At 60.8% G+C, this 10,204-nt stretch carries 13 protein-coding genes; 10 read left to right on the forward strand and 3 right to left on the reverse strand.

The window, feature by feature from the left end:
• The first annotated feature begins 23 nt into the window (after positions 1–23).
• The 8 genes from RTX98_RS20805 to RTX98_RS16550 all read left to right on the forward strand — a co-directional run bounded on the left by RTX98_RS20805 (position 24) and on the right by RTX98_RS16550 (position 6,224).
• Positions 24–152 carry a type II toxin-antitoxin system Phd/YefM family antitoxin gene (locus RTX98_RS20805; RefSeq protein WP_416223151.1) on the forward strand — a complete coding sequence of 43 codons (129 nt, stop codon included), beginning with the start codon at positions 24–26 and terminating at the stop codon, positions 150–152.
• Positions 149–418 (forward strand): Txe/YoeB family addiction module toxin, encoded by a 270-nt coding sequence (locus RTX98_RS16520; RefSeq protein WP_312797917.1) that lies wholly within the window; start codon positions 149–151, stop codon positions 416–418. The genes RTX98_RS20805 and RTX98_RS16520 overlap by 4 nt, the downstream gene beginning before the upstream one ends.
• A 70-nt stretch (positions 419–488) precedes the next feature.
• The gene (purD, locus tag RTX98_RS16525; RefSeq protein WP_312797918.1) at positions 489–1,748 is read left to right on the forward strand and encodes a phosphoribosylamine--glycine ligase; all 1,260 of its coding nucleotides are present in this window, start codon (positions 489–491) and stop codon (positions 1,746–1,748) included.
• Between the two features lie 73 nt (positions 1,749–1,821).
• The gene (locus RTX98_RS16530; RefSeq protein WP_312797919.1) at positions 1,822–3,594 is read left to right on the forward strand and encodes an acyl-CoA dehydrogenase; all 1,773 of its coding nucleotides are present in this window, start codon (positions 1,822–1,824) and stop codon (positions 3,592–3,594) included.
• A 13-nt stretch (positions 3,595–3,607) separates the two neighbouring features.
• Positions 3,608–4,360, forward strand: a complete 753-nt coding sequence (locus RTX98_RS16535; RefSeq protein ID WP_312797920.1) for a crotonase/enoyl-CoA hydratase family protein — start codon at positions 3,608–3,610, stop codon at positions 4,358–4,360.
• Positions 4,357–4,530 (forward strand): hypothetical protein, encoded by a 174-nt coding sequence (locus RTX98_RS16540; protein WP_312797921.1) that lies wholly within the window; start codon positions 4,357–4,359, stop codon positions 4,528–4,530. Before RTX98_RS16535 ends, RTX98_RS16540 begins: the two co-directional genes overlap by 4 nt.
• Before the next feature lie 39 nt (positions 4,531–4,569).
• Entirely contained in the window at positions 4,570–5,151 is a 582-nt protein-coding gene (locus RTX98_RS16545) for a hypothetical protein (RefSeq protein ID WP_312797922.1), read from the forward strand.
• Positions 5,152–5,243: 92 nt separating this feature from the next.
• Positions 5,244–6,224, forward strand: a complete 981-nt coding sequence (locus tag RTX98_RS16550; RefSeq protein WP_312797923.1) for an aldo/keto reductase — start codon at positions 5,244–5,246, stop codon at positions 6,222–6,224.
• Positions 6,225–6,679: 455 nt separating this feature from the next.
• Here RTX98_RS16550 and RTX98_RS16555 read toward each other — a convergent pair whose 3' ends face one another.
• From RTX98_RS16555 to pdxH, 3 genes are all read right to left on the reverse strand, one after another.
• Entirely contained in the window at positions 6,680–7,159 is a 480-nt protein-coding gene (locus RTX98_RS16555) for a hypothetical protein (RefSeq protein ID WP_312797924.1), read from the reverse strand.
• 126 nt (positions 7,160–7,285) lie between these two features.
• Positions 7,286–8,644 carry an esterase-like activity of phytase family protein gene (locus tag RTX98_RS16560; RefSeq protein ID WP_312797925.1) on the reverse strand — a complete coding sequence of 453 codons (1,359 nt, stop codon included), beginning with the start codon at positions 8,642–8,644 and terminating at the stop codon, positions 7,286–7,288.
• Positions 8,645–8,774: 130 nt separating this feature from the next.
• Positions 8,775–9,389, reverse strand: a complete 615-nt coding sequence (gene pdxH / locus RTX98_RS16565) for a pyridoxamine 5'-phosphate oxidase (RefSeq protein WP_312797926.1) — start codon at positions 9,387–9,389, stop codon at positions 8,775–8,777.
• 83 nt (positions 9,390–9,472) lie between these two features.
• On the opposite strand from pdxH, the gene RTX98_RS16570 reads away from it, so the two are divergent.
• Positions 9,473–9,922 carry an RT0821/Lpp0805 family surface protein gene (locus RTX98_RS16570; protein ID WP_312797927.1) on the forward strand — a complete coding sequence of 150 codons (450 nt, stop codon included), beginning with the start codon at positions 9,473–9,475 and terminating at the stop codon, positions 9,920–9,922.
• Between the two features lie 87 nt (positions 9,923–10,009).
• The coding region (locus tag RTX98_RS16575; protein WP_312797928.1) for a DnaJ domain-containing protein at positions 10,010–10,204 on the forward strand (195 nt) is incomplete at its 3' end.

The raw sequence follows: 10,204 nt of genomic DNA on the forward strand, positions 1-10,204 counted from the left end.
TGCCTCTGGCGGATTGGGAAAGCATGCAGGAAACGCTCTATTTGCTCGGCAATCCGGCCAATGCCGAACATCTTCGTCAGTCCATTGCTGAGGCGAATGCCGGTCATGTTTTTGAACACGATCTGATCGAACCTGAGACGGAAATGAAGTGAAGGTTCTTTGGACCGAACGCGGATGGGGCGACTACCTCTTCTGGCAAGCCGATCCAAAGATGCTCGCGCGCCTCAATGAAATTATAAAGGAAATTCGTCGGCACCCTTTCGAAGGCACCGGCAAGCCAGAGCCGCTTCGACGTGAGCTTTCCGGTTGGTGGTCGAGGCGGCTCTCGCATGAACACCGCATTATCTATCGCGTGACGGGCAAAGGCGAAGATCAGGTCGTTGAAATCTCCGCCTGCCGTTTCCACTACGAACGCTAGCGTCAATCTTGCCTTTCCTACCTCCCACCCTTAGGCGGGAACTCAAGACTCTTGCGGACCATTGTTTCTCATGAACGTTCTCCTGATCGGCTCCGGTGGCCGCGAACATGCGCTGGCTTGGAAGATCGCGTCGTCGCCAAAGTTGACGAAGCTGTACGCCGCGCCGGGCAACCCGGGCATTGCTGAGCATGCTGAGCTGGTTGAGCTTGCGGTGACGGATCATGCCGCGGTTGTTTCCTTCTGCCGCGACAAGGCGATCGAACTCGTCGTGATCGGGCCGGAAGCGCCGCTGGTGGATGGTTTGTCCGACGCGTTGCGCGAAGCCGGCATCAAGGTGTTCGGGCCGAGCAAGGCGGCGGCGCAGCTCGAGGGTTCGAAGGGGTTCACCAAGGATCTTTGCGCCCGCTTTGACATCCCCACTGCTGCTTACGGCCGCTTCGACAACGCGTCCGACGCGCGCGCCTATATCGAGGCCAAAGGCGCGCCGATCGTGGTGAAGGCGGATGGTCTGGCGGCAGGCAAGGGTGTGACGGTGGCCATGACCGCGCAGGAAGCGCTGGATGCGGTGGACGCCTGCTTCGACGGCAGCTTCGGCGCGGCTGGTGCGGAACTGGTGGTCGAGGAGTTCCTGGAAGGCGAGGAAGTCAGCTTCTTCTGTCTGTGCGACGGCAGCGCGGCCTTGGCTTTCGGCGCAGCGCAGGATCACAAGCGCGTCGGTGACGGTGATACGGGGCCGAACACCGGTGGCATGGGCGCCTATTCACCAGCGCCCGCTTTCACGCATGAGGTCGAGATGGCGGTGATGCGCGAAATCATCGCGCCGACGCTGCTTGGAATGAGCGAGATCGGTATGCCATTTTCAGGCGTGCTGTTTGCCGGCCTGATGCTGACGAAGGATGGCCCCAAGCTCATCGAATACAATGTCCGCTTCGGCGATCCGGAATGCCAGGTGCTCATGATGCGGCTGGAAAGCGATTTGCTGGAAGTGCTTCATGCAGCAGCGGATGGCCGGTTGGCAGATCAGGCGTTGTCCTGGAGTCACGACACGGCACTGACGGTGGTCATGGCAGCGGAGGGCTATCCTGCTAAGCCACGGACGGGAACCGTCATCAAGGGCGTCAACACGGCAGCGCGTGAGGACGCCAAGGTCTTTCAAGCCGGTACGGCGTTGAAGGATGGCGCGCTTGTGGCCAGCGGCGGGCGTGTGCTCAACGTGACCGCTAGGGCATCGACCGTGCGCGAAGCGCAGGCCAAGGCCTACGAGGCGGTTGACCGCATCGACTGGCCGGAAGGCTTCTGCCGCCGCGATATTGGGTGGCGGGCCGTCTGACGCGTACGGCGCGCGGCCTCTTCAAAAGCCTCTGAAAACCGTCTAACACGCGTTAGACTACGGAGGATCTTGCATGTATCGCGCGCCGGTCGACGACATCGCCTTTACCCTCAAGCAGGTTGCGGGGCTTGCACCTGATCTCGAAAAGGGTCGCTATGGCGATCTTTCGGATGATCTGGTGGATGCGATCCTAAGTGAGGCCGGGCGCTTTGCGGGCGAGGAGATTGCGCCTCTGAACCTGTCGGGCGATCAGGAAGGTGCGCGCTGGAAGGATGGCGCGGTGACCATGCCGGCCGGATGGGCGGACCTTTATCATCGCTGGCGCGAAGGCGGCTGGAATGGGTTGTCCGGGCCGGAAGAATTTGGCGGCCAGGGTCTGCCGGTGATGATCAATGTTGCCGCCAATGAGATGTGGAGCGCGGCCTCTATGGCCTTTGGTCTTGGGCCGCTGCTCACCATGGGCGCGGTCGAGGCGCTGGACAAGCATGGCTCGGACGCGCTGAAGGCGACCTACCTGGAAAAGCTGGTGTCGGGCGAATGGACCGGCACGATGAACCTGACCGAACCGCAGGCCGGATCAGATCTGGCGGCGCTGCGTACGTGTGCCGAACGCAAAGAAGATGGCACCTACCGCATCTTCGGGCAGAAGATCTTCATCACCTATGGCGAGCACGACATCACCGACAACATCGTCCATCTCGTTCTCGCGCGACTGCCTGATGCACCGGCCGGCACGCGGGGCATCTCGTTGTTCGTGGTGCCGAAGTTCCTCGTGAAGGATGACGGCTCGCTTGGGACGCGCAACGATGTGTTTTGTGCCTCCATCGAGCACAAAATCGGCATTCACGGCTCGCCGACCTGCACGATGATCTTTGGCGATGGCAAGGGCGAGAGCGGTGAGGCCGGCGCGATCGGCTATCTGCTTGGCGAAGAAAATCGCGGCCTCGCCTGCATGTTCACCATGATGAACAACGCGCGCCTCAATGTCGGCATCGAGGGCGTGGGCATCGCGGAAGCGGCTTATCAGAAGGCCAAGGAGTACGCGCAGGAGCGTCGGCAGGGCAAGGCGGCGGGTGGTGCCATTGAGGGAATGAGCGCGATCATCGAGCATCCCGATATTCAGCGCAATATCTTGACCATGAAGGCGCTGACATCGGTCGCGCGCTCGATCTGCTACGCTTGCGCCAATGCGCTCGACCGCGCGCGCTCGTCGGACGGTGATGAAGTCAGGCACTGGCAGGAACGCGCCAATCTTTTGACGCCGGTCGCCAAAGCCTTCTCGACGGATATCGGTGTCGAGGTGGCGTCGATCGGCGTGCAGGTGCATGGCGGTATGGGCTTCATCGAGGAGACCGGCGCGGCGATCTTCTATCGCGATGCCCGGATCGCACCGATCTATGAAGGCACCAACGGCATTCAGGCGATCGACCTCGTGACGCGCAAGCTGCCGCAATCAGGCGGGGCGCAGGTGGCAGGCTATATTGCAGAACTGCGCCAGGATGTTGCGGCTTTGCGTGCGTCGAACTCGGCCGATCTCGGCAACGCGGCTGATCGGCTGGACAGCGCGATCAACGATCTGGATGACGCGACGAGCTGGCTTCAATCGGCGCTTGGCGAAGGTCGGATGAACGAGGCGCTGGCGGGTGCAACGCCCTACCTCCGCCTGTTCGGTCTGGCCGCCGGCGGTGCCTATCTGGCCCGTGCGGCGGTGGCGGATACCGGTGCTGCGCGACGGGCGCTCTGCCGCTTCTTTGCGGAGAACCTGGTGGGCGAGAGTGCTGCGTTAAAGGCGCGGGTGATCGAGGGTGCGGAAAGCCTTGACGCTGCCCGTGTCGCGCTTGGCTGAAGAGGGACGCAAGATGAGCGAGCACATCCAGATCGAACGGCGCGGCGCGATCAACGTTATCCGCATCAACCGTCCCGAAAAGAAGAACGCGCTGACCTTCGCCATGTATACCGCAATGGCTGCCGCTTTACGGGCGGGGGATGCCGATGATGCCGTGCGCGTGCATGTCATTCTTGGCGTGCCAGGATCGTTTTCGGCCGGCAACGATCTCGCTGATTTTGTGAAGATCGCGTCCGGGGAAAGCCAGGGCGAGGAAATCTTCGATTTCCTGCGCGCGCTCGCCACCGCCAAGAAGCCGCTGGTTTCGGGCGCAGACGGCATCGCGGTCGGCATCGGCGCGACCCTGCATCTTCACTGCGACCTGACCTTTGCCACACCACGCACGGAGTTCCGAACACCCTTCGTCGACCTCGGTATCGTCCCGGAAGCCGGCTCCAGCCTTCTAGTTCCGGCGCGGCTTGGTCATCAACCCGCGTTTGCGCTCCTCGTCATGGGCGACGCGCTCCCGGCACAAGCGGCACAGCAGGGCGGTTTGATCCATGCGGTCGTTGGTGAGGACGAACTCGAGCCTGCAGTCTTCGCTGCAGCGGACCGGCTGGCGAACAAGCCGGCCAACGCGCTGCGGATCGCCCGCGAGCTGATCCGAGGATCGCGCACCGACCTGCTGCAGCGCATCGACGAGGAAGCCGAAGCGGTGCGGGCCGGCTTGAAGTCGGACGAAGCGCGCGCCGCATTCGCGGCTTTCCTGAACAAGAAGAAACCGTGAGGATCCTTCCGAAAGGACTGGCTCGCGCATCCGCCGCCATTGCGGGGCTGCTTCTGACGAGCACTGCTCACGCCGCCGAGCCTGACCTGATCATCGAAGTCGGTCCGGACGTTTTCAAGCATGGTGGCGTGATCACCGTTTATCCCATCCCGACCGATCCCAAGGCATGAGAGAAGATCGCTGCAAGCAATCCGGCGACGATCGTTCGGTTGAACGAGCGCTACGGCGTCGTGCAGTTCCGGTTCCTTCGAGGCAGCGACTACGCCTACCGCGTCCAGCCGGTCGATGGCGTCGAGAAGCGCGAGTCCTATGTGTCGCAGACCTTGAGCATCATCGGCACCGACGAGCAGGATCGTGGGCCGCAGATGGAGGCCGGCTTCATGAACGAGTATTCAAACGGCGGGCGTATCATCCGATCGGTGCCCATCGATGAGGTGGCTGGCACGGATGAATCGACACGCAGCAATGCGCGCTGGGGTGTCACGCAGGCGATCACCGATCCGCCGCCTGCCGATGAGCGCGGCGCACGCACGCTGCTGGGTGTAGTCGATCGCGGGGTGTACGAGTTTCCGCTGGCCTGTGACGGCGATTTGCGCGCGCAGGTTTGCACGATCGCACCGGAGCGACGCGCGGAGATCGAGCCATTGTGGTGGCGTGCTCTTGCGGAAGATCGGCTGGAACGCTTGAACTTCTATGCGCTGCGCCGGTGCTATGACAGCACTTGGACAGGCGGCGGCAGTTGCGACGCAGTGCCGGACTCCGACGAACCGGACTACAAGCATCGGCCCTGAGCGTCTTGATCATCAGGCTCTTGAACGAAACCGCCCTGCAAAGGTTGTGGCTTGCCCTATCTTGAGCGGCAACAAGTATCGAGGAGACCCGCATGGAATATGTCAAACTCGGACGCACCGGCCTGGACGTGTCACGCATTTGCCTTGGCTGCATGACCTATGGCGAGCCCGGTCGCGGCTCGCATGAGTGGACGCTTCCGGAAGCTGACAGTCGGCCACTGATCAAGAAGGCGCTCGATCTCGGCATCAACTTCTTTGACACGGCCAATGTTTACTCCGACGGCACCAGCGAAGAGATCGTCGGCCGTGCGCTGAAGGAGTTCAGCACTCGCGACGAGGTGGTGATTGCAACCAAGGTGTATAACCGCATGCGGCCAGGCCCGAACGGCGCTGGCCTGTCGCGCAAGGCGATCCTGACCGAGATCGATCACAGTCTGAAGCGCTTGGGCACTGACTATGTGGACCTCTACCAGATCCATCGCTTCGACCACGCCACACCGATCGAGGAAACGCTGGAAGCGTTGAACGATGTCGTGCGGGCAGGCAAGGCACGCTATATCGGCGCGTCTTCCATGTATGCCTGGCAGTTCGCGCAGGCGCTGGCTCTTTCCGAGCGCAAGGGCTGGGCGCGGTTCGCGACGATGCAAAACTACGTCAACCTGCTGTATCGCGAGGAAGAGCGCGAGATGCTGCCGCTGTGCAAGGCGGAAGGCCTCGGCGTCATTCCCTGGAGCCCGATGGCCCGTGGTCGGCTGACGCGCGACTGGGAAGAAAGCAGCTTCCGCTCCGACACCGACAAGTTCGGCCAGACGCTCTATGCAAAGACCGCCGAAGCCGACCGCAAGGTGGTGGAAGCCGTAGCCGATGTTGCTGCCGAGCGTGGTATCCCGCGCGCGCAGGTAGCCTTGGCATGGGTGCTGCAGAAGGAGCCGATCACGGCCCCGATCGTCGGCGCGAGCAAGCCGAACCATCTGGACGATGCAGTGGCCGCTTTGTCGGTGAAGCTGACGCCGGACGAGGTCGCGTCGCTCGAAGCGCCCTATGTTCCGCACGCTGTTGTCGGCTTCAGTTAAGCCGTCGGCGCTGATATGAAAAAGCGGGCCTGAGGGCCCGCCGACAACCGTGATGCTGTGCCCGAGCTTACTCGCCGGGATGCATCCGATGCTCTTTGCGGCGATCGAACGCAACCCAGCCAAGGGCGCCGACGCCGACGATCAGCGGGAATACGTACCAGAAGAAAACATCGAACGTCATTCCTGCAAGCTCCTTAGAACGTGCCTCGCTGCAATATTTAGGCAGATTGCAGCAAAAACCAAACTAAAATGCCAATGACGCCGAGAGAGCTTTCGTTGCTCGGAACGAGCGAGAAGGCTTGCCCGAGAACACCGACAGCGAAAAACGCTGTTGATGTTCGATCAAACGCACCAGCAGTTAGTTTCGTACGCTCGTTATGGATGAGGTTCATTGTCTTCATTGAGCCGGATCAGCCCAGGCCATCATTCCGCAGCCAACTTGCCGGACAAGCCGCTTACCGGCAATCGTCAGGCGTCACAGTGAACTGCTTCGATCCTGCCTGTGTCTGATAGTCATAAATGACTTTCGTGTAGAACCTGTTCTCGAACGACGAACGGAACGTGTTGCAGAAGGTCGAGAGGTTGTCGGCCTTGATGACCGAAACGTCGAAATCAGCAGGAAGCTCACCGTCGATCGTAAAGAAGTAGGTGAGTTCCTTTTCCGAAATGCTGGCTGACTGCAGGGTTGTCGCTTCATCGATATTCTGCGGCAGCGACGCGTTGATATTCGCCTCGATCAGCAACGGCGGCAATATTTGCGGCATCAACGGCACGGTCGAAGCCACGAAGACGATGGGTATGAACTGAGCGAACTTGTATCCCGCTTTTTTGAACGGGTAGGCAACCAGGACGCCGATCAAGCCGGCCAAAGCACCAACCAACGCGTAAACGGCGATCGGCGGCCAATCGGCCATGGTTGCAAGAAGTGGCTGCATTGTGTCCCCCTGTATAGGCTGCGCTTAGCATTGTAGCTGAGTCACATCCAGATGAACTTGCAGGCGCCTGCTGTTTGCCAAGCAACGGCGAGCTTGCGCCCGCCGTTGCTTGATTTGGATCGTCGTTTATTTGGCGGCGAGGAAGTCGGCCACTTCGAGCAGGATGAACTCGTTGTGGGCAGCCTTGCCGATTTCGCGACCACCAGAGAAGGGCAGGTTGTTGTCGTCGGCTACCAGGATATGCGTGTCATCGATCTTGATGACGTCTTCGATCGTCTGGAACGGGAAGGTGAACTTGCCGTCCGGATCGTTCTTGACGATCTCCTTGATTGCCTTGCCGTCCGGATCATCGATGTTCATCAGGTCGATGGAACCGATGCGGCGCATGGCGCCATCTTGGTCGATCTGGGCGGTATCCACCAGCACGATGCGCTTGACCTTGGCCGGCATCGGATAGCATGCCGATTTGTCTGTGCTGTCGGCTTTACATTCCAGGCTAGCATTGCCTTCGCCGGCATCACGCTCGATCACCAGAGCGCGGGTGTCGTCGATGAAGTTGAAGTCACCGATATTGGTGGCGCCTTCGCCGAGCGGGAACTTGTAGCTATCGCCCGTCCAGTCATTCTTCGCGGGGTCGAAGGTCAGCACGGTCAGTGCCTTGCCTTCAGGCTGGCCACCCTCGCCGTAAAGCGGCTTTTCGAGCATGGCCCAAAGCAGGTTCGTGCCGGGCTGAAGCGCCATGCCTTCATAGCCGCCGGAACGCTGAGCCTGGAAATCCTTGCCAGCTACGGCCGGAACGGTGACGCCGGGCGTGTCGGGCCCGAGCAGCGGCTCGCCGTTGAGCTTGGTTGGATGAACTGCAAGGATCTTGCCGTCGAGCGTGGCGTGGATGAGATAAGGGCCGAACTCGTCGCCGATCCAGACTTCGTTGTTCAGAACCTGGATGCTCTCCGGGTCGAAGTCCGCGCCTGTCAGGTAGCGGCTTTCCGTGCCTTCATAGGCGATGCGAAAGGGCACCTTGTGGTCGGGATCGCGCAGGAAGACGGAGTCGAGACGCTCGACCTTGCCGCTGGCAAAGTCCGGCTTCATTTTGTGGAAGAACAGCAGCGCGTCGGCGCTGTTGGCCTTGGTGCCGAAGCCGTTGTCGGTCAGCGTGTAGATGCTGCCGTCTTCGGCAAGGTTCATGGCGAAACCCGACATACCCTGAACAGGCTGGCCGAGGAAAGGCAGCGATAGGCCGGTCGGGTGGCTGCCATAGGCGGCACCCACATCGCCCGGTGCGGTCATCGGCTTTTCATTGCGCGTCTTGCCCGTGAACTTGCCGGAGGTCCAGGCGTCACGCGGCGCGTCTGCAGGCGGCGCGATCAGCGTCATGGCCGGGAAATAAGCGTGGCCCGCAAGCCTGGCGGGAAACGTCTGTTCGGCGTGGGCCGAAGCGGTGATCGCGCAAAGCGCGACGGATGCGAGAATGGCGCGGAGCGTCATGGAACTTCCCCCTTCAGAAAGTCGGATGATCAACGCGGCGGGGGATAGGTCTTTCAAATGACAGTGATTGAACGTGGCGATGACGGATCGATGACGGCGCGGCCTTTAAAAGCCACGCCGCATAATTCGATCAGGGATAAAGCCGTTCGGTCGTCCACTCCTCGCCAGCACGCGTAAAGACGACGCGGTCGTGCAGGCGATACGGCATGTCGCGCCAGAACTCGATCACATCAGGCACGATGCGGAAACCTGACCAGTGCGCGGGGCGGGGGATGTCGCCGTCGCCATAGCGCTCGGTGATCTGAGCCACAGCTTTTTCGAGCACGTCGCGGCTTTCCAGCGGGCGCGATTGCTGCGAAGCCCAAGCGCCGATACGGCTGCCGCGCGGTCGGGTGTTGTAATAGGCATCGGCTTCCGCATCAGACACAAGCTCGACATCGCCGCGGATGCGAACCTGCCGCCGCAATGATTTCCAATGGAAACACATCGCGGCTTTGCGGGCTGATAGGATCTCCTGACCCTTCGCGCTCTCATAATTGGTATAGAAGGTGTAGCCACGCGCGTCGAATTCCTTCAAAAGCACAACGCGCACATTCGGCATGCCTGTCGGATCGACCGTGGCAACGGCAACCGCATTGGGATCGTTGATCTCGGTGCTTGTGGCTTCATCGAGCCACGCGCCGAACAGTTCGAAGGGGTTTTGCGTTGCGGCAAAGTCACTGCTTGTTAACGGTGTATCGTTCACTATTCTGTCCTGACTCGAAATCCGTAAACGGAGATTGCCGATTGTCGCGTTTCGCGCAACCCGCCGATAGGGATAGCACCGGTTTGAGCACGAGCCACGCACCATTTCGCATGAAGCGGTCGGCCAGAGGGCGCTCGGCAGGCTTGCTCGGCTGTCTTGCGCTGACCACGATGCTGGCGGGCTGCGGCATGTCCGTGAACAAGGCTGCCGATGTCGGCCTGACCACGTCGAGCGTACCGGCAACGCCTGCACCCGATACCCAGATGGCCTCCGACCAGTCGATCATCCGCAACGCGGTTTCGGCAACCGATCTCCAGTCGGTGGGGCAGGGCGGCGTATCCTGGGCCAATACCGATACCGGTTCTCGCGGCGCGATCTCCAGCATCTCCGAATATGCCGAATCCAATTCGGGTCTGACCTGCCGCAAATTCGTGGTGTCGCGCGAAAGCTATAGTGGCGTCAGCCTGTATGACGGCGACGCCTGCCTGGTGAACGGCGGCGCCTGGCAGCTTCGCGCCTTCAAGAGCATGTAAGTGGTGCTCCGTTCCACAAGCACTCTTTAATTCACAGTTTCGAGATCGCATATTGGCGATAACTTCCGTTAACCCGGTTTAATCACCATGCGCGATCCTTATGAAGTGCTGGGCGTCAGCAAGGACGCCTCGGCCAAAGACATCAAATCGGCGTTCCGCAAGCTCGCCAAGAAGTATCATCCCGACCAGAATCCGGATGATCCAAAGGCGAAGGAGCGGTTCAACGCCGCCAATCAGGCTTACGAAATCGTCGGCGACGACGACAAGCGCCGGCAGTATGAC

The organism is Tianweitania sp. (genome assembly GCF_032053605.1).
Lineage (GTDB): Bacteria > Pseudomonadota > Alphaproteobacteria > Rhizobiales > Rhizobiaceae > Tianweitania.

Excerpts from the sequence above, each read along its gene's own strand:
- RTX98_RS16530 (WP_312797919.1), top strand. The coding sequence starts at position 1,822 with ATGTATCGCGCGCCGGTCGACGACATCGCCTTTACCCTCAAGCAGGTT.
- RTX98_RS16550 (WP_312797923.1), top strand. The coding sequence starts at position 5,244 with ATGGAATATGTCAAACTCGGACGCACCGGCCTGGACGTGTCACGCATT.
- RTX98_RS16535 (WP_312797920.1), top strand. The coding sequence starts at position 3,608 with ATGAGCGAGCACATCCAGATCGAACGGCGCGGCGCGATCAACGTTATC.
- RTX98_RS16560 (WP_312797925.1), bottom strand. The coding sequence starts at position 8,644 with ATGACGCTCCGCGCCATTCTCGCATCCGTCGCGCTTTGCGCGATCACC.
- purD (WP_312797918.1), top strand. The coding sequence starts at position 489 with ATGAACGTTCTCCTGATCGGCTCCGGTGGCCGCGAACATGCGCTGGCT.
- RTX98_RS20805 (WP_416223151.1), top strand. The coding sequence starts at position 24 with ATGCAGGAAACGCTCTATTTGCTCGGCAATCCGGCCAATGCCGAACAT.
- RTX98_RS16555 (WP_312797924.1), bottom strand. The coding sequence starts at position 7,159 with ATGCAGCCACTTCTTGCAACCATGGCCGATTGGCCGCCGATCGCCGTT.